18 protein-coding genes are annotated in these 18746 nt (G+C 59.8%); 9 read left to right on the forward strand and 9 right to left on the reverse strand.

Translation table 11 applies throughout. The annotated features are described in order from the left end of the window. The first annotated feature begins 16 nt into the window (after positions 1 to 16). Genes FJW00_RS17540 through kdsA form a run of 3 tightly spaced genes read left to right on the forward strand, consistent with a single transcriptional unit; the run spans position 17 to position 2100 of the window. Positions 17 to 409: a SirB2 family protein gene (locus tag FJW00_RS17540; RefSeq protein ID WP_009090625.1), complete on the forward strand. Its 393-nt coding sequence runs from the start codon at positions 17 to 19 to the stop codon at positions 407 to 409. Position 410: 1 nt separating this feature from the next. After that, positions 411 to 1220, forward strand: a complete 810-nt coding sequence (sirB1, locus tag FJW00_RS17545) for an invasion regulator SirB1 (protein ID WP_009090623.1) — start codon at positions 411 to 413, stop codon at positions 1218 to 1220. Between the two features lie 25 nt (positions 1221 to 1245). Continuing rightward, on the forward strand, positions 1246 to 2100 hold the full coding sequence (gene kdsA, locus FJW00_RS17550; protein ID WP_009090621.1) for a 3-deoxy-8-phosphooctulonate synthase: 855 nt from the start codon (positions 1246 to 1248) through the stop codon (positions 2098 to 2100). 61 nt (positions 2101 to 2161) lie between these two features. On the opposite strand, the gene chaA is transcribed toward kdsA, so the two are convergent. Continuing rightward, entirely contained in the window at positions 2162 to 3253 is a 1092-nt protein-coding gene (chaA, locus tag FJW00_RS17555; RefSeq protein WP_009090620.1) for a sodium-potassium/proton antiporter ChaA, read from the reverse strand. Positions 3254 to 3625: 372 nt separating this feature from the next. Between chaA and chaB the strand changes: the two genes are divergently transcribed. Both chaB and FJW00_RS17565 read left to right on the forward strand, forming a co-directional pair. Continuing rightward, positions 3626 to 3856 carry a putative cation transport regulator ChaB gene (gene chaB, locus FJW00_RS17560; RefSeq protein ID WP_009090618.1) on the forward strand — a complete coding sequence of 77 codons (231 nt, stop codon included), beginning with the start codon at positions 3626 to 3628 and terminating at the stop codon, positions 3854 to 3856. 225 nt (positions 3857 to 4081) lie between these two features. Next, positions 4082 to 4756, forward strand: coding sequence for a gamma-glutamylcyclotransferase (locus tag FJW00_RS17565; protein WP_162836536.1), 675 nt, complete (start codon positions 4082 to 4084; stop codon positions 4754 to 4756). 78 nt (positions 4757 to 4834) lie between these two features. On the opposite strand, the gene FJW00_RS17570 is transcribed toward FJW00_RS17565, so the two are convergent. The 8 genes from FJW00_RS17570 to FJW00_RS17605 form a co-directional block, all read right to left on the reverse strand. Further along, positions 4835 to 6262: a serine/threonine protein kinase gene (locus FJW00_RS17570; protein WP_140925143.1), complete on the reverse strand. Its 1428-nt coding sequence runs from the start codon at positions 6260 to 6262 to the stop codon at positions 4835 to 4837. Positions 6263 to 6306: 44 nt separating this feature from the next. Then, the gene (locus FJW00_RS17575; protein WP_140925145.1) at positions 6307 to 7260 is read right to left on the reverse strand and encodes a hypothetical protein; all 954 of its coding nucleotides are present in this window, start codon (positions 7258 to 7260) and stop codon (positions 6307 to 6309) included. A gap of 14 nt (positions 7261 to 7274) precedes the next feature. Continuing rightward, a complete protein-coding gene (locus tag FJW00_RS17580) occupies positions 7275 to 8051 on the reverse strand; it encodes a PP2C family protein-serine/threonine phosphatase (protein ID WP_009090611.1) in 777 nt (258 codons plus the stop codon). After that, positions 8048 to 9184 carry a type VI secretion system-associated FHA domain protein TagH gene (tagH, locus tag FJW00_RS17585; protein ID WP_009090609.1) on the reverse strand — a complete coding sequence of 379 codons (1137 nt, stop codon included), beginning with the start codon at positions 9182 to 9184 and terminating at the stop codon, positions 8048 to 8050. The genes FJW00_RS17580 and tagH overlap by 4 nt, the downstream gene beginning before the upstream one ends. 36 nt (positions 9185 to 9220) lie before the next feature. Beyond that, complete coding sequence (tagF, locus tag FJW00_RS17590; protein ID WP_009090607.1) at positions 9221 to 9919, reverse strand: type VI secretion system-associated protein TagF; 699 nt, start codon at positions 9917 to 9919, stop codon at positions 9221 to 9223. Between the two features lie 13 nt (positions 9920 to 9932). Then, entirely contained in the window at positions 9933 to 12047 is a 2115-nt protein-coding gene (gene tssM / locus FJW00_RS17595; protein WP_009090605.1) for a type VI secretion system membrane subunit TssM, read from the reverse strand. Continuing rightward, positions 12047 to 13264: a type IVB secretion system protein IcmH/DotU gene (gene icmH, locus FJW00_RS17600; RefSeq protein ID WP_009090602.1), complete on the reverse strand. Its 1218-nt coding sequence runs from the start codon at positions 13262 to 13264 to the stop codon at positions 12047 to 12049. The genes tssM and icmH overlap by 1 nt, the downstream gene beginning before the upstream one ends. A gap of 85 nt (positions 13265 to 13349) precedes the next feature. Beyond that, on the reverse strand, positions 13350 to 13841 hold the full coding sequence (locus tag FJW00_RS17605) for a hypothetical protein (protein WP_009090601.1): 492 nt from the start codon (positions 13839 to 13841) through the stop codon (positions 13350 to 13352). Positions 13842 to 14328: 487 nt separating this feature from the next. On the opposite strand from FJW00_RS17605, the gene FJW00_RS17610 reads away from it, so the two are divergent. The 4 genes from FJW00_RS17610 (at position 14329) to FJW00_RS17625 (ending at position 18740) form a co-directional block, all read left to right on the forward strand. Beyond that, positions 14329 to 15543, forward strand: a complete 1215-nt coding sequence (locus FJW00_RS17610; RefSeq protein ID WP_140925148.1) for a nitrate regulatory protein — start codon at positions 14329 to 14331, stop codon at positions 15541 to 15543. 263 nt (positions 15544 to 15806) lie between these two features. Beyond that, positions 15807 to 17057: a CmpA/NrtA family ABC transporter substrate-binding protein gene (locus tag FJW00_RS17615; protein ID WP_140028682.1), complete on the forward strand. Its 1251-nt coding sequence runs from the start codon at positions 15807 to 15809 to the stop codon at positions 17055 to 17057. A gap of 11 nt (positions 17058 to 17068) precedes the next feature. Continuing rightward, positions 17069 to 17941: a nitrate ABC transporter permease gene (gene ntrB, locus FJW00_RS17620; RefSeq protein ID WP_111208530.1), complete on the forward strand. Its 873-nt coding sequence runs from the start codon at positions 17069 to 17071 to the stop codon at positions 17939 to 17941. A 10-nt stretch (positions 17942 to 17951) separates the two neighbouring features. Continuing rightward, entirely contained in the window at positions 17952 to 18740 is a 789-nt protein-coding gene (locus tag FJW00_RS17625; RefSeq protein WP_111208531.1) for an ABC transporter ATP-binding protein, read from the forward strand. Positions 18741 to 18746: the final 6 nt, after the last annotated feature.

The raw sequence follows: 18746 nt of genomic DNA on the forward strand, positions 1-18746 counted from the left end.
GAGAAAAGGACGCAGCATGATCGCTTTTTATCCCCTGATTAAAAATCTTCACCTGGTGACGGTCTGGATCACCGTAACGCTGTTTCTGCTGCGTTTTTACTGGCTGCGGCGCGGCTCACCCCTGCTGACGCGGCGCTGGGTCCGCATTCTGCCGCACGTCAATGACACCCTGTTACTGCTGAGCGGCGTCGCGCTGGTGATGATTACTCACTTCTATCCCTTCACACCGCAAGGAAGCTGGCTGACGGAGAAGCTTTTAGCGGTTATCATCTACATCGCCTTAGGATTTGTGGCATTGAGTCGCCGTCCACGCACTGATCGCACCCGCTGGATCGCTTTTCTGGTGGCGTTAATCGCCCTGGTGACCATCATTACGCTGGCGCTGACTAAAATGCCGTTATGGGGATAGCATGACCTCGACCGAACAATTAGATTTCAGCCAGACACCGCTGTGTGAAGCGGTGATTGGCGCAACGCAAGCCATCCGCGCCGATTTTCCGGCGATCTCGGTGGAAGCGCAGCTGGCGGCGTTAGTCGCCGAAGCCCGTGATTATGTCAGCCATACGGAAGATGCCGATCTGCAGCTCGAAAAGCTGCTGGAGCTCTTCTATCGCCAGTGGGGATTTGGCGGTGCCAGCGGTGTCTACAATCTCTCTGATGCGCTGTGGATCGACAACGTTCTGCGGACCCGTCAGGGCACCGCGGTCTCACTGGGCATCATTCTGCTGCACATCGCCGCCGAGCTGGACCTGCCGCTGATGCCGGTGATCTTCCCGACACAGCTGATTCTGCGTGCGGACTGGATTGATGGCGATAAGTGGATGATCAATCCGTTTAACGGGGAAACCCTCGATCGGCACACGCTGGAAGTGTGGCTCAAGGGCAATATCAGCCCGACCGCACGCCTGTATGATGACGATCTCGACGAAGCCAAAACCGTCACCGTGATGCGCAAGATGCTCGATACCCTGAAAGCGGCGCTGATGGAAGAGAAGAAGATGGAGCTGGCGCTGAACGTCAGTCAGGTGCTGCTGCGTATCGACCCTGACGATCCCTATGAAATCCGCGATCGCGGTCTGATTTACGCGCAGCTGGAGTGCGAACATATCGCGCTGAATGATTTAACGTACTTCGTTGAGCAGTGTCCTGAAGACCCGGTCAGCGAAATGATCAAAGTTCAGATTCATGCAATCGAACAAAAACAGGTCACGCTGCACTAAGCGGACCCACTGAAAAGGAAAGGGCATGACACAGAAAGTCGTGAGTATTGGTGATATCAAAGTAGCAAACGATCTGCCGTTTGTGCTGTTTGGCGGGATGAACGTGCTGGAGTCCCGTGACCTGGCGATGCGTATCTGCGAACACTACGTGAACGTCACCGGTAAGCTGGGTATTCCTTACGTATTCAAAGCGTCCTTTGATAAAGCGAACCGTTCCTCGATCCACTCTTACCGTGGCCCGGGCCTGGAAGAGGGAATGAAGATTTTCCAGGAGCTGAAGCAGACGTTCGGTGTGAAGATCATCACCGATGTCCATGAAGCCGCTCAGGCGCAGCCGGTTTCTGAAGTGGTCGATGTGATCCAGCTGCCCGCCTTCCTGGCGCGTCAGACTGACCTGGTGGAAGCGATGGCGAAAACCGGCGCCGTGATCAACGTCAAGAAGCCGCAGTTCGTCAGCCCTGGCCAGATGGGTAACATCGTAGATAAGTTTGCAGAAGGCGGCAACGAGCAGGTTATCCTGTGCGATCGCGGCAGCAACTTCGGCTACGACAACCTGGTTGTGGACATGCTCGGCTTTAACGTGATGAAGAAAGTGACCCGAAACAGCCCGGTCATTTTCGACGTGACCCATGCGCTGCAGACCCGCGATCCGTTTGGTGCGGCCTCAGGCGGTCGTCGTGCCCAGGTGGGTGAGCTGGCGCGTGCGGGTATGGCGGTCGGCATTGCCGGTCTGTTTATCGAAGCGCATCCGGACCCGGACCACGCCCTGTGTGACGGTCCTTCCGCACTGCCGCTGGATAAGCTGGAGCCATTCCTGGTGCAGATGAAAGCGATTGACGATCTGGTGAAAAGCTTCCCGGAACTCGATACCAGCAAATAAGTCTGCGGTATAAAAAAAGAGCGAGAAATCGCTCTTTTTTTTCGCCTGACGTCCGGTGCCGTTACAGCATGATGGTCATCAGATAGCCGATAAACAGGGCCAGATGCGCCGCGCCGTTCAGGACATTGGTACGGCCGGTGGAGAAGGAGATCTGACACAGGATCAGGGACGCCATCATAATCACCATCTGCGGCGGCTCCAGACCAAAAATCAGCTCCTGTCCGGTCAGGGTGGCGATGATGGTCACCGCCGGCACCGTCAGGGAGATGGTCGCCAGCACGGAACCAAAGAAGAGGTTCATGGCGCGCTGCACCTGATTCATCAGCACCGCCTTAATTGCGCCCAGGCCTTCCGGCGAGAGGATCAGCAGGGCCACCAGGAAGCCGGTGAACTGAGCCGGAGCATTCATCTCTGTCAGCAGGCTTTCCAGCGTATTCGCGTTCATCTTGGTCACGGCAATGACCGCAATCAGATGCACGATCAGCCAGACGGTGTGCCAGATGCTGCTGTGCGCCGAGGGTTTACCGTGATGCGGGTCACCGTCGTCACTCTCATCCTCATGCTCATAGACGAACAGGCTCTGGTGGGTTTTCGTCTGAATCAGCAGGAAAACGCCATACATCGCCGCTGAAATAGCCGCAATCAGCAGTGCCTGGGTGACAGAGAAATTCCCGCCGGGCAGCGCGTTGGGGAAGACCAGCACCAGAATCGCCAGCGGGAATATCGCGATCAGATACTGTTTTACGCCGGCCAGATTGACGTACTGGGTCGCAAACTTATTGCCCCCCAGCAGCAGCGCAAAGCCCACCAGCCCGCCGGTCACAATCATGACAATCGAATAGAGCGTATCGCGCATCAGCCCCGGCGCCGCATCGCCCGTGGCCATCAGCGCCGAGATCAGGCTCACTTCAAGAATTACCACCGAGAGACTCAGGATCAGGGAACCATAGGGTTCGCCAAGCCGGTGAGCCAGCACGTCGGCGTGACGCACCACGCTGAACGCGCTGCTCAGGATGGCGACCAGCGCCAGCAGGTTAATCCCGACGACCACCGGAAAAGAGGTCTGCGCACCAAAAAAATAGAGGATACCCAGCGTGATAATCGGAAATATCAGCGAGAATTCCTTGTGACGTGTTTTTTCATGTGAAGGCATTCACCATCCTCTCTGGTTAATGATTGTCCGACGCAGCGCGAGCTGCTGTTAGAAATATAATCAGTTTTGGAGCAGGGCGCAGTTTATCTTTTCACCGGCCCGACAGGGAAAAATTTACTACTTTTTACTAAAATGCAATAAACGATTGAAGCTGCATTAACCTGAAGTTATCCCGAATAATGTAATAATAATCAGTCTGCAACATTCCCGATCAGCCAGACCATCCTGGCATTCTGTGCCTGAAAATCCGCAGTTAATTTGCCTTTGTTGCGCCTGTAGACGGTTTTCAGACTGAAACAGGGATAAGTGACGATTTGAAATTTTGCGCAGTTGCGCCAGGCTTAACAGGAATCCGTCAACAGAGGAGCCGTTATGCCTTACGCCAGCCGAAGCGATTTACCTGACAACGTTAAACACGTTCTGCCCGCCCACGCCCAGGATATCTATCAGCAGGCGTTCAACAGCGCCTGGGATCAGTATAAAGAGGCGGAAGATCGACGCGGCGATGATTCGCGGGAAGAGGTGGCACATAAAGTGGCCTGGTCCGCCGTCAAAAAAGAGTATGAAAAGGGCGATGACGACAAGTGGCATCCGAAGCATTAATCCTGCTGCTTCTCCGCACCGCCTGAGGGCCGGCATCAGCTGGCCCTTTTTTTCGTCTGCGCTATCAGGTTTATCTGGTTTTTTTTAAGCTGCGACCCGCCTCACGCTTGAAACCCCGCGCGAAAATAGATTAATGTCAATTTCATGACCGAAACGCCAGAAGCCTCTGGCGATCAGGTGACAGGAGCTGGTGCGCAGGACGCCGTTGATGTTGAGGAGGTCGCATTGCTTACCCGGGAATTTCTGTTAAAAGCGGATTGTAAAACGTCGTTCGGGGATATCGAAGAGACGCTGCTCTGGAGTTGCGAGCAGCGTGCGGCGTCGCTGGCCGCCACGCTGGCCTGCCGTCCCGATCACAGCCCGGTCTGGATTTTTGGCTATGGCTCCCTGATGTGGAACCCGATCTTTGAGGCGGATGAGGTCGCGTCCGGTTCGCTGGAAGGCTGGCATCGCGCGTTCTGTCTGCGACTGATTGCCGGTCGCGGCACCGCTTCCCATCCCGGGCGTATGCTGGCGCTGAAGCAGGGCGGCAGAACCAGCGGCCTGGCCTTTCGCCTGCCGGAAGCGCGCCTGCATGAAGAGCTGACGCTGCTGTGGAAGCGTGAGATGGTCACCGGCTGCTACCTGCCTACCTGGTGTGAGCTCCAGCTGGATGATGGCCGCAGCGTCACGGCGCTGACCTTTATTATGGACCCGCGTCATCCTTTATATGAGTCGGACTCCTGTCCGGATGCGGTTGCGCCGTTAATTGCCGTGGCCAGCGGCCCGCTCGGCTCGAATGCGCAGTATCTGTTTGCCCTGGAGGAGGAGCTGACCCGCCGCGGCATGGAGGAGGAGGGGCTGAGCCGACTGGCGCATCAGGTGCGGACATTACAGCAAGCCTGCCTGAAACAGGCCTGACACGCCGCTTTCCTTCTTAACAGAGAAAGGGCGCATCCTCGTGCGCCCTTTCTCTTTTCTCCCACAAGCCCGCGAAACTCAGTTACCCGGATTGATCAGCCAGGTGCCGGGCTTATCAATGGTCAGGGACTGAGAGTGGGTCACGCTGCCATTGTGAATATCGATTTTATACTGACCCGCCGCCAGGTTGAGCGCGGCAAAGCCACTGCTGCCGGGTTTGACCTCCACCGGCTGGCCGTTAAGCACCACGCTTTCGCCGCTCTCCAGCTTAAGGTAGACGGTTGCCAGCGCGGCGGGAACGGCGGCCGCTGACGGCGCAGAGGCGGGCGCCTGCGTGATGACCGCTGAGGAGTCTGCCGCTTCCGGCGCGGCGCTGTGACGGTTCGCCAGCCAGACGGCGGCCCCGGTCGCCAGCACAGCTACCGCAGCCAGTGCCAGCAGGGCGGGCGACAGCCGGCGCGCCGTGCGCGGCGTCACCGGTTCAGCCGACGCCGCGGCGTGATTCATGGCCATCACCACCGGCGGCGCGGCCTCGACCGGCTCCTCCACCCGCGCAGCAGGCGGTTCACCGGGAACCGGGAAGCTGTTGACCACGGCTTCCACATCGCTGACCGGCAGATCAATCAGCGCCGCAAAGGCATCAATCGTCTGCGGGCGATCGCCCGGCTTCATCGCCAGCGCGCAGTCAATCGCATGGAGCAGCGGCAGCGAGTAGCCCTCCGGCTGACGTTCCACCAGCGGCTGATAGTTATCTTCAATACAGCGCACCACGCTGACCGGCGGCGGATTATGGGTAATCAGGCTGTGCAGCACCGCGCCCAGTGCGTAGATGTCGGTCCAGGGGCCCTGTTCAACTTCCCCCTCTTCGCTGTACTGCTCAATCGGCGCAAAGCCGGGTTTGAGCATGATTTCCGTTTCATCAGAGAGGTTGCCAATCTCTTTGCGCGCCGAGCCGAAATCGAGCAGCACCGGCAGCTGATTCTCCTGAATCTGGATATTGTCGAGCGAGATATCGCGATGCAGATAGCCCGCCTGATGAATGGTGCTGATCGCCCCCAGCAGCGGAGGCAGCAGGCGGCGTATCCAGGCTTCAGAGATCGACTCCGGGCTGGTGAGCTGCCACTCCTTCAGGGTCATGCCGCTGTAATAGAGCGTGCCCATATAGGCCGTGCCGTTCTGCTCCCAGAAGCGCAGCACGTGCAGCAGGCCCGGATGGTTAAAGCGGGCCAGCAGGCGCGCTTCCTGAATAAAGCTGTTCAGACCGGCATTAAAGAGCTTCTGAAAACGCTCACCGCGCAATTCCAGGGTGAGATCCGCAGCACGGACGGCCAGCGACACCGGCATATACTCTTTAATGGCGATGGTGCGTTCAAGCTGATGATCCCAGGCGCGATAGACGATGCCGAAGCCGCCGCCGCCAATCACTTCCTTGATCTCAAACTCGTTAAAACGGTATCCGTCAGGCAGGGCATTCGGAATGGTTTTCGGATTTTCATTTGCCGACATAGTGAACTCTCTGTACACGGCCTGCTCGCCAGGCTGCGCGGTAATTAATTGATGTTACGCCAGGCACCAATGGCAGGATCAACCAGATCCGCGTGCAGGGTGTCGATGAGTAACACATTCACTTTTTGCTGTGGCATGAAATAGGGCGCCCACTGGCTGCGCAAGGTATCGACCCGCGATTTCACAGCGTCAGCACTCTGCTGCGCAGCATTCTTATCCATTTTGATTAACAGGGCCCCGTTGAAGCGCCAGACGTGATGCTGGTCATCAAAGGGCAGCACCAGCCAGCTCTCTGCGGCATCCGCCCGGGTCACGATCATGCGCTGATTATTGGCGGCAATCACTTCCAGCCGGCTGTCCGGGATCGTCAGATTGGCGATGGGATAGCCCTGATAGAAGGTGACGGAGACCGGCGTCTTCTGATCCGGTGTAACCAGCGTCATCTCACTTTTGCCTTCTGCCCAGCCATCCGGCGAGCACTGCTGCTTGCTGACGTCCGGGATGAACAGGGTGTGAGCATGTTCATCCCAGGCGGTACGAAAATGACAGCCGCTGGGCAGATCAAAGTGTTGCAGCGGCGTGCTGTCAGCCGGCCGCGACAGGTCCAGCGGCGCGGCGTTGCTCTCACTGGCGCTGGCGGTGGCATCAGCCATCACGATAGGCCGCCAGTTCTGCAGCTTGCTGGCGCTGCCGCTGGCCAGCACGCTTCCCTCTTTACTGGTCATCTGCCAGGGCAGCACATCCAGCAGGCCGCACTGGTTGGCGAGCAGGGTGCCGACGCGCGGCAAAAAGGTGGTCAGCACCGCCGAATCCTTACTCTTGCCAGAGACGATGCGTAGCGGCAGCGTCTCTTTACACCAGTCGTCAGGCGCTTTGCTGACCACATCATCGATATAAACCTCCAGCTCCAGGCTGGGGGAGTAAACCACACGATAATTTTCAGCCTGGGCGTGAAAGGCAATCAGCAGAGTGATGATGCCGGGCAACCACAGTTTCATAAGGATCCTTGGAATCAAAAACGAGGCGGCAGAAAGCGCGCCGAATCAGCCAGTGAATAGAGCAGCGTGGCCTCTTCCGGCTCACCAATCCAGACCGCCAGTGCGCTGAGATTATCTTTTTTAACGTTGCGGCTGACCGCCTGCTCCATCAGCGCCAGCCACTCTTCGCAGGCATTCACCATGCGCAGCGCCTGTTCCATTTCGCCGGTGGTCAGATTCAGCCAGAAGCCGTCGGTACAGACCAGAAAGGCGTCACCATCCTCCAGCGCCATCTCCTGTGAAAAGCTCACTAAGCGAGGCGGCTCAGCGCCGAGCGCATTATAAAGTAAATTACTGTTAATGCCGGTATTTTCATAGCCTGCTTCTTTCAGCTGCTGCGCCAGACTGTGGTCACGGGTCACCTCGTTGAGCACCCCCCGGCGGAAGTGGTAAACCCGGCTGTCACCCGCATGGGCCCACCATGCACGCTGTTTTTTACGGTCAATAAACAGGGCCGCCAGCGTGGTGCTCATGCGTGAAAATTTCGGATTTTTACCCTGTGCCTCATGCAGCGCCAGACGGCACTGCTCAATCGCCTGATGGGTGATTTCCGGGGTAAAGGCGTCGTACGCCTGCAACTGACTCAGCAGGGTGTCGCGCACCAGCTGAGCCGCCATCTCGCCGCCCGGCAGACCGGCGACGCCATCGCACACCACAAAACAGGCTTTATGGTCATCGAGTTCAGCGCCGGTGCGATCCTGATTCTCATCGCGGAGTCCCTGCTGGCAGCGACTGGCAAACACAATCTTCATGCTTCATCTACCCGCGTCTGAGAATCCTTATACTGGTTAACTTCCATGTCATAAGCATGAAGAAACGCTTCGCCAAACAGCGTATGGAAATCATCCTCGATCTCCCCGGCGGTACGCTGATAGTTACGGGTAAAGTAGTCCCACAGCGCCGCTTTCTTCACAGTGGAGAAGGGCAGTTTAGAGACCACGCCGTCGGCGCGCGCCTGCTCCTCCAGCCGCTGCGGATTAAAGGATTGCAGCATCGCGGCGATGATGGCGCGGATGCCGGCAATCATGCCCAGCTGGTGAGCCTGCAGATCGACCAGCGCATCGCGCACCGCCTGTTCCGGCGGCATAAAGCCCGGCATCTGGCTCTGATACATCTGCATCAGCACGGTCTTCCCGGAGGGCAGGATCTTAAACGGGTTGTTGGCCTCGTTGAGGATCATCGTCATGTCTGCCTTCACGCCGCGCTTGAGAATGGAGCGCGAGGAGAGCAGCGCGACCGTGCCCTGCGAGAAGAGGCTCAGCATCCGGCCCGTAATCCGCATCTGCTCTTCATCAATCGGCGTGGCGTGCCCGTTGCTCAGCCCCATACCGTCCAGCAGCGCGGCGATGAGCCGATCCTGATCCACCGGCTGGGCTGTCAGCGTGCGGCGTGGCTCACTCGCCTGCGGGTCGATGGCCAGCCGCGCATCGCTGTGGCGTTCGTGGCGGGCGGGCGCCGCCTCGCTGACCAGCAGCCGCGCCTCAATGTCGTGATGTTCGTGAATGCCGAGCGGATTGGCGGGCTGTGCACTGTCACCGGCAAACAGCGCCAGCGGATCGCTCTGGGCGGCGTGGCAGGCAGGGTCGCGCACTTCCAGCGCATAGTCGCCGATCCGCAGCGCATCGCCATGTTTCAGCAGCACCTGCATGCCGCGTCCCAGGGTAATGCCGTTGTGCTCTACTGGCGTCACGCTGCCCTGATTGGTCAGGCGACACTCGCCCTCCTGCGACAGATGAACCAGCGCCTGCAGACGCGAAATGGCGCGCGTCTCATCGGGCAGCACCAGATCATTATCCTGACTGCGGCCAATGGTGCCGCCAGGCGGCTGAAACGCGACGCTTTTGACCGGAACATCCGTAGTGCACTGCACAATGGTAAATTGCATGAGTTATCCCAGATTAAACGGCAAACGCATCCGGCCTCATTCGAACATCGGCGGATAGAGGCCATTACGTCCCGGCTGTGAACCTGCCGCCGGGTTGAACAGTAACGAAAACAGTTGCGCGGTGAGGTTGCCGCTATGCTTGTGGGTCGCATGCACAAACCCGTCACTGCGATTACTCCACCAGTAGCTCATATGCTGCTGCGGGTCGAAGCGTTCCGCCACTTCACGCCAGCTCAGCGTGCAGGGCAGGTCCTGAAAACCGATCACATCCATGATTTCAGACGGCTTGCGGGCGGGCACCAGTAGCGGGGGCAGCGCCTGAATCGCCTGCTCCAGCTGCTCGCCGTTCAGCGGCGTCTGTACCGCCCGTAACAGCGTGGCGCCCAGATCCTGAAACCAGTCACCGGAGATCCTCAGCTGCGCCGGATGCCACTGCGCCAGCGGAAAACTGTGCAGGGCCAGCAGCGGCCAGGCGCGTCCGACGCGGTCACAGGAGGGCAGCAGGCAGCCCATCTGTATCTGTGGCCGGGTGGCCGTCACCGGCAGAACAAAGTTCCACACCGGCGCGTGGAGAAAATTCGCGCTGATCGCATACGCCTGCTGATGCCAGTGCATCAGTCCCTGCTGAAACCAGTGATTCCAGGGACTAATCTGCTGTTCGCTCAGTCGATGGTGCAGAAAGTCACCGGTCGACGGCAGCTTGCCATACCAGCCGGGGGCCGTGTAAGCAGCCATGTTTACCTCACCATTACTCGCTATGCGAGGAAAATTGCGGGGCAGCGTGCCGGGGCGTCGCCGCCAGCACCGGGCCCGACTGGCCCGCAATGTTCAGATTTTCCGCCAGTTTACGCATCATCAGGGCGTTGTCGCGGGCATAAGGCGACGACTGAATCTGCTGATCCAGCAGCTGGCTCAGGTGCCAGTCGAGCTGCTGAAGGTCGCGGGCGCTGACCGAATCGGGCAGCGAGCGCTGTAAGTTCTGCAGCAGCCAGGCCCGTAAAAATTCGCCATCATAATTACGCGGCTGATAGAGCATCTGATAAGCGCGCAGCGCATTGCGGCTGTAGGCGTTATCATCACCCGGATCGTTGCGCAGGATATTGGTGATCTGCTGGGCCACGCGCGGCAGCAGCAGCGACTTGAGCGCATTCTGATACAGCACCCAGGCCGCATCGCTCACCTGACTCCCGCGATATAAGCCCGCCCGCATAGTAAGCGGTGGATTATCGAGAGAAAAACGCGGCGAGAGCGGCAGCTTCACCAGGTTATTCAGAAAGGGTAGCAGATCAAAAATATTATCTGCAGGCTGATGAATGACCTGCTGACTCTGCGACCGGATGGCCGGCACCCGTGCCGCCACCTCCTGCAGATAGTGCTGATTCTGATAGTAGCTGAGGCACCACAGGCTGGAGGCGATCAACAGCGCGCCCGCCAGCACACCGTAGCCAATCCAGTGGAACAGCTGATTGCGGTACTCCCAGCGGCGATTGCTGCCCGCCAGGCCGCTCTCTTTAAAAATCAGATCGCTCAGCAGATCGCGGATAAAGAAGCTCTGGCCTTTGTTGCCGGGGATGGGGCGGCTGCGGTTAACGCTGTCCCACGCCGCGATGGAGTGATCGCCCGCCTGGCGCAACTGCAGCTTACGGCTCAGTTCACCCATCACCCGATCAAAGGGCAGCCCCTCCTGGGTGCCGCTGGTGAAGAAGAGGCCACGCGGACTCCAGGCCACCGCATCCTGATGATCAGAAAAGACGATATCCAGATATTCGTTCAGCAGCGGGCGCAGTGAAGCGAACTCCTGCGGGAAGAGGAAACACTCCGCGCGCTGGTTCAGGTCGCGCTCCTGGGTCATCTGATCCGCCAGCTGCTGCTGAAGCTGCTGCTCCAGCCGCTGAAACTGCTGACCAAAGTGGTGATGCCAGTCACTCTTTGGCGATTTGCCCGGTTCACGGTTAAACGTGAAGCCCCAGATGGCGTCACGCCGCGCCTTATCCATCGAGCCAAAATAGCTCATAAAGCCTTTCAGCAGGTCGGTTTTGGTCACCATCACATAGACCGGGAAATGAATGCCGGTCTGCTGATGCAGTTCCGCCATGCGCTCACGCAGGGCACTTGCCTGAGCGAAACGCGCCTCGGCTGAGTCACTCAGCAGGTCGGCGACGCTGATGGTCATGATGACGCCGTTAATCGGCTGGCGGGTGCGGTAGCGTTTGAGCAGATTGATAAAACTGTGCCACTCCGCGGCGTCGCGCACGCGCTGGCTCTCCTGCAGCGCATAGCGACCAGCGGTATCAATCAGCACGGCGCTGTCGGTAAACCACCAGTCACAGTTGCGGGTGCCGCCGACGCCGCGAATGGCATTTTTTCCCAGCGTGTCGGTCAGCGGAAAGTCCAGCCCCGCATTCAGCAGCGCGGTGGTCTTACCGGCACCGGGGGCCCCCATCACCAGATACCAGGGAAGCTGATAGAGGTAGCTGGCGTTAACGCGCGCCAGCCAGCCGCCACTGTGGCGGCGGCCAAACTGCGTGCGTTTCAGCTGCATCACGGCTTCACTGAAGCGCTGATTAAGCCGCTCTTCGGTCATCTGACGCTCGGCCGGATCTTCATTGTCGGCCAGCTGGAGCTGGGTCAGCAGGCGGCTGTTAAACCAGGCGCGATAGAGTGACGGGATCAGCTGGAACAGGATCCAGAGAAAAAAGAGTGCGCCGACGGTGAGCTGGCGCGGCAGCGCCGGTTCCAGAGGACGTGACTCGTCCCATGTCCAGAACGGCCCCAGCATCCAGACCAGGCAGCTCAGCGCCGTGACGCCGATAAAACTCCACAGCAGGCGGTGGGTTAACAACAGACGAAGTGAGGCGCGCATTATCGGGCTCCCTGGTGATTACTGAGCGTTTCAGGCGCGGCAAAAAGGGTAATTTCTACGCGGCGGTTGCGGGTCCGGTTTTCGCTGCTGTCATTGGGCAGCAGCGGATCGCTGTCGCCGCGGCCTTCAGAACGAACCGTATGGCCGTCAGCCAGCTGCACCTGCAGAAGCTGGGTGATGGCACGGGCGCGGGCAAATGAGAACTCGTAGCTGGAGGCAAAGCGGCTGTTATCCACCGGATGATCGTCGGTAAACACCGACACCAGAATGGTGCCTTTCACATCATTCATCGCGGTTGAAACACGAGCCAGCAGCGCCCGACCTACCGGATTGATGACCGTACCCTGCTGGGCAAACAGTTTATCCGCCGGGATAATCACTTTACTGCCAAACGCGCCGTCGCTCACTTCGAGCTGACCGGCCGCGATGACATCGTTCAGGCGCTGACGCAGATCGAGCAGCGCCTGCGGCGAAGAGGGGCGGCGTCCGGCGGTGATCTGCGGCAGCGGCGTCTGATAAATGGTGCGCAGCAGCGGCTCCGCCGCATTGCCGAGTCGCCAGTTCAGGCCACTGTAGATCAGGCAGCCGACCAGCGCGACCAGCATGGCGCACGCCCAGAGCGGCACCATCGGGCGGGCGAGGGTGCTCACCAGCGGATGCACCTCCACCAGCGGCGGTTGCGGGGATTCGCGCTGCGCGCGGGTTTCATCTATCAGGGTTTTCAGGCGTTTACGGATGCCGTCGCACTGGGTTCGGCCATTTTCGCTGCCGCGATAGCGCCCCTCATAGCCCAGCAGCAGGCAGTAGTGAACCACCTCCAGCAGCCAGAGGTGCTGTTGCGGGCTCTGCGAAATGCGTGACAGCAGCTGAAAAAATTTCTCGCCGCCCCAGCTTTCATTATGAAAGGTGACCAGCATGCCGTTGCCCGACCAGACGCCGCGGGTGCCCCAGGGGGTCTGGGCTGCCGCTTCATCCAGCGCGCTGCAGATGCAGTAACGCGCGCCGATAATCATCTCAAACGGCAGTCCGGCCTGTTTGCAGCGCTGTTCGAACTGACGGATTTCATCGATCAGAGACTGACGCAGCCCGGCAGGGTCGTCATGGGTGGCTGCCTGACGAATCTGCACCACCGCGTTCAGCAGGGGGGCTGCAGCCTGAAGTAACAGATTCTCATTGCCTGAGGGGGACGCCTCACGCGCAGGGGATTCCACAGTCATTACAGTGTGATCTTCCAGCTAATGGCAAATGCCTGTGCCCGCAGCACGGAACGGTGCTGCGGGCAATATGCGCCGGATTTCATAGTCAGTCTAAGATCCAGGTCGCGGTATCGTTAGTGCGGCAGGCTTTGCTGGCGCCGCCGACGGCCACGCAGACCTGTTTCGCTTTGCGGGGACGGGGGCGATCGCTCTGCACGGTGGCGTCGTAACGACTGCTCTCCACGCCCGCTTTCAGTGGGACGTAACCGATTAACGGGCCATCAGCCTGGTCAGCAATCGCCAGCCAGCTGTGTTCTACATTGCCTAATACTTCAAACGGTTTACCCGTTTCGAGATAGCGAACCACCTTGCCGCCGTAGTCGGGTGAGGTCATCACGGAGGCGCCATAAAGCGCACGCCAGGTCTGATTGACCGGCTCAAAGGCAGTGGGTGCCGCGACAGCGTGTCGATGGACCAGTTTGACGCCGTTAATTTCGCTGGTGACCAGCGTATCGTCAGTGACGGGCGGCGGCGGGGCCTTACAGCCTGCCAGGGTAAGTACCGCCAGCAGCGTTAACGCAAGACTCTTTTTCACCATGTTCCTCGTGATCTCATCAAAGTATCTGCATATTGCCAGGCCCGATGCAGAAAACGCTGATTCAGGCGCCGCATCGTGCTGAAAGTCTGTTTGTTAAAAAACGGTCAGATTACATCGGGATAGTAACGCGTTTAGTCTACCTAAGACTTTTGAGATTTCAAACCATTGCGCCTGCTGCCGATGCGTGATAGCGGGCGGTTCCGGGGCGTGATATGCCCTGAAAAAAGCCGCGAATAAAGTGATAGTTAAAGCGAACTGAATGATCGCACAGACAAACTGATTGATAACGTGGCTTCCCATTCTGACACGCAATGGGTTCGATGGGAAACTATTAAGTATCACTAACCTTTTATTGCCGGAAAATTTTCCCGGCGCAGGAAAAGAATCTTTTCAAAATCAGAATATCCGGGGCGGTTTATGCCGCTTTTTTTCGGAAAGCGGCACGCCTTTTGCTTCAAAAGGATTTTACGGCGCGGAGAGATGAAAAATGGCTGACGCCCTGGCCTGGCTGCAGGCTTCACGTGAGAGCGATATCGCCAGCCTGCAGCGGCTGCTTCAGACCGGCGAGCTGATGGCCGCCGTCAGCGAACTGGTTCATCGGCTGCAGCGGGAACGCGGCGCCACTAACCTCTGGCTCTGCTCGGACGGTGCGCTGTTCAGCGCAGAGCGTGGCGCCCGTCAGCAGGCGGTGAGTGAGGCGCTGCAGCACTTTTATCAGGCCCTTCCGCCCGCCGTGGCCCAGCCTGGCTTCAGCCGCTTCTGCAACCTGATTGCCACCGCCCTGCAGGCGCTGGAGGGGTTACCCGCGCTGCGTGAGCAGATCAGCCAGCGTGAACATGAGCAGGCCGCCGCAATGGCCGCCTTTAATCAGGTGATCCGCACCTTACTGAATCTGGTGTTTGAAGCGGCCGATACCGCCAGCCATCCCGACATCTCCCGCGCGCTGATCGCCCTGTTCAGTTTTATGCAGGGCAAAGAACTGGCCGGGCAGGAGCGGGCTATCGGTTCCGCCGGTTTTGCGGCGCGACAGTTCACCGACGGGCAGCGCAGCCAGATGGTGGCGCTGATTGCGGCGCAGGAGCAGAGTTTTACCACCTTCCGGCAGTTTGCCGACAGCACCGCCTGTGAACGCTGGCAGCCGCTGGCCAAGGCCAGCCGGGACATCGAACGTCTGCGGCGTATCGCCTGCACCGGTGGCCCCTGTGAGGAGAACGGTGCACTGCACTGGTTTTCTCTGCTCTCAGAGCGGCTGGATCAGATGAAAACGCTGGAGGATGCCCTGACGGCCACGCTGATGCAGCGCTGTCGCGCGGCCATCGACCAGGCGCAGCAGCAGGCGACAGGGCAGGTTGTCCAGGGGGAGAGCACCTTTGCGCTCTATGTTTCCGGCGCTGACTGGCTGCCCGGCGCGGCGGCGCTCGACAGTGACGGACTGGCACCCCAGCTCGGGCGCTCGGTGCTGTCGCTGATTAGCGAGCAGTCGCAGCGTCTGCAGCAGCAGGCGGATGAGCTGGCATCGATGCGCGCCTCCCTCGACGAGCGGCGGGTGGTCGATCAGGCCAAACACTGGCTGATGCAGCAGCAGGGTTTCAGCGAAGAGGCCGCGTGGCAGGCGCTGCGCAAAAGTGCCATGAATCAGAACAGGCGGATCGTGGAGATCGCGCAGGCGGTGCTGGCGGTCGCCGCGACGCTGCGCAGCTAACCCGGAAGAGGTAGCTGCACAACCGCCGTGCGCAACCTGCGTCACAAACGTGCAAAAACGGTCAGATTTTCAGCAGAGGGAGGCCGTTGAACCGCCATTGACGGCGTTGAAAAAAACTGGCACACCCTTTGCTTTAACCATACAGAGAGTATGCATTGCGCCCGCCAATGGCGGTGGGATCAGTGCTTTGGATAAAGGCGTCCATCCGCAGGCTTCGGTCTGTCGGAGGACGCCTTTTTTTATTTCTGTTCAGGGGCAACATGATGAGCAAACCGTCATTTTCACTGACACGACGTCAGGCACTGCTTTCCGGCGCGGCGCTGGGCGCAGCCTGGATCATTCCGGGATTACGCAATGCGGTCTGGGCGGCCGGGTCGGACGCGCCGGAAAAAGCGCAGGTGCGGGTCGGGTTTATTCCGCTGACCGACTGTGCGCCGGTGGTGATGGCGTCGGTGAAAGGCTTCGATAAAAAGTATGGCCTGACGCTGCAGGTCAGCAAAGAGGCGAGCTGGGCAGCGGTGCGCGACAAGCTGACCTCCGGTGAACTGGATGCGGCGCACGTGCTCTACGGCATGATCTACGCGCTGCAGCTCGGCGTGGCGGGGCCACAGCACGACATGGCCAACCTGATGACGCTCAACCATAACGGCCAGGCCATTACCCTGTCGAACCAGCTGAAGGGTCAGGGCGTGACCGATCTGGCGAGCCTGAAAAAGGCGGTCGACAGCCGCCCCAAAGGCAGTCTGACCTTCGCCCACACCTTTCCCACCAGCACCCACGCGATGTGGCTCTACTACTGGCTGGCCAGTGCCGGAATTAATCCGTTTGAGGATATCCGCACCGTGGTTGTGCCGCCGCCGCAGATGGTGATGAACATGAAGATCGGCAACATGAGCGGCTTCTGCGTCGGTGAGCCGTGGAACCAGCGTGCCATCAGCGACAGCATCGGCTTTACCGCCGCCACCAGCCAGCAGATCTGGCCGGAGCATCCGGAGAAAGTGCTCGGCACCCGCGCGCAGTGGGTGAAAGAGAACCCCAACACCGCCCGTGCGCTGACCGCCGCCGTGCTGGACGCCGCGCGCTGGATCGACGCCTCAGACGATAACCGCCGCGAAACCGCGCAGGTGCTGGCCGGACGCGCCTGGATCAACACCCGCGTCGACACGCTGCAGGGGCGGATGCTGGGCCAGTATGAGAACGGTCTGGGCCAGACGTGGCAGGACGCCCATCCGATGCGCTTTTTCGACAACGGCAACGTCAGTTTTCCGTGGCTCTCCGACGGCATGTGGTTCCTGACCCAGATGAAACGCTGGGGCCTGCTCACCCACGATCCCGATTACCTCGCGGTGGCCCGCCAGATCAACCGCCTCGATATCTATAAAGAGGCGGCCAGCGCGGTGGGCCAGGTTGCCGTGCCCGCCAGTGAGATGCGCAGCAGCACCCTGATCGACGGCAAAGTCTGGGATGGCAGTGACCCTGCCGCCTACGCCGCCAGTTTCGCTATCAAACGTTAAGAGAGGTCGTTATGAAAACTGACGCGCGCGCCGTGGCGCAGCCGGTGAACCCCCCGAGCCGTGCCACCGTGATCCCGTTACAGGTCACCCCAAAAATCGCGCCCCGTCCGGCGCGTCTGCGGCCTCTGCTGCAGCGCACCATTCCGGCCGCGGGCGGCCTGCTGCTGCTCCTGCTGGTGTGGCAGCTCGCCGCGCTGGTGGAACCGGCGTTTCCGTCGCCTTACGTGACCTGGCAGGCCGCGCAGACCCTGTTCGCCGATCCGTTCTACAGCAACGGCCCCAACGACCAGGGCATCGGCTGGAACGTGCTGGCCTCGCTGCAGCGCGTAGCCATCGGCTTTGGCCTCGCCGCGCTGGTGGGCATTCCGGCAGGCTTTCTGCTGGGGCGGTTCACCTTTCTCGCCCGGATGGGCAATCCGGTTATCGCCCTGCTGCGTCCGGTGAGTCCGCTGGCCTGGCTGCCGATTGGCCTGCTGCTGTTTCAGCGCGCCGAGCCGGCTGCCAGCTGGACCATTTTCATCTGTTCCATCTGGCCGATGATCATCAACACCGCCGAAGGCGTGCAGCGCATTCCGCAGGATTACCTCAACGTGGCGCGGGTGTTACAGCTCTCTGAATGGACGGTGATGCGCCGCATTCTGCTGCCCGCCGTGCTGCCCGCTGTCCTTACCGGGGTGCGCCTCTCTATCGGCATCGCCTGGCTGGTGATCGTCGCCGCTGAAATGCTGACCGGCGGACTGGGCATCGGCTTCTGGATCTGGAATGAGTGGAACAACCTCAACGTGGCCAACATCCTGATCGCCATTCTGATTATCGGCGTGGTCGGCCTGCTGCTGGAGCAGGGGCTGATGCTGCTGGTGCGTCGCTTCAGCTGGGAAAAATAAGGGGAAGAGCATGAAACACATTATTCGCGTTCAGCAGGTGAGCCAGCGTTTTAACACCGCCAGCGGCGAGTTCCTGGCCCTCGACAACGTCAGTTTTGATCTCCACGAAGGCGAAACCCTGAGCCTGATCGGTCACTCCGGCTGCGGCAAATCGACGCTGCTCAACCTGATCGCCGGGTTGACCCGCCCCAGCAGCGGCGTACTGCTCTGTGACAACCGTGAGATCACCGGTCCCGGCCCGGAGCGCGCCGTGGTGTTTCAGAACCATTCGCTGCTGCCGTGGCTGACGGCCTTTCAGAACGTCGAGCTGGCGGTGCAGCAGGTGTTTAAAGGACGTCTCACCCGCGCGGAGATGCACGACTGGATCGAGCACAACCTGAATCGGGTGCAGATGAGTCACGCCATGCACAAGCGGCCAGGCGAAATCTCCGGCGGCATGAAGCAGCGCGTCGGCATTGCACGGGCGCTGGCGATGAAGCCACGCGTGCTGCTGCTGGATGAGCCGTTTGGCGCGCTGGATGCCTTAACCCGCGCACATCTGCAGGACAGCGTGATGCGCATTCAGCAGGAGCTGAACACCAGCATCGTGCTGATTACCCATGACGTCGATGAGGCGGTGCTGCTCTCCGATCGGGTGCTGATGATGACCAATGGCCCTGCCGCGCAGATTGGCGAGATCCTCACCGTCGATCTGCCGCGTCCCCGCGCCAGGGTGGCGCTGGCCGATGAGCCGCGCTATCACCAGCTGCGCCAGAAGGTGCTGCATTTCCTCTATGAAAAACAGACCACGGCGGCATAGGGAGCA

Origin of the sequence: Pantoea anthophila (assembly GCF_006494375.1) — a bacterium.
Taxonomy (GTDB): Bacteria; Pseudomonadota; Gammaproteobacteria; order Enterobacterales; family Enterobacteriaceae; genus Pantoea; species Pantoea anthophila.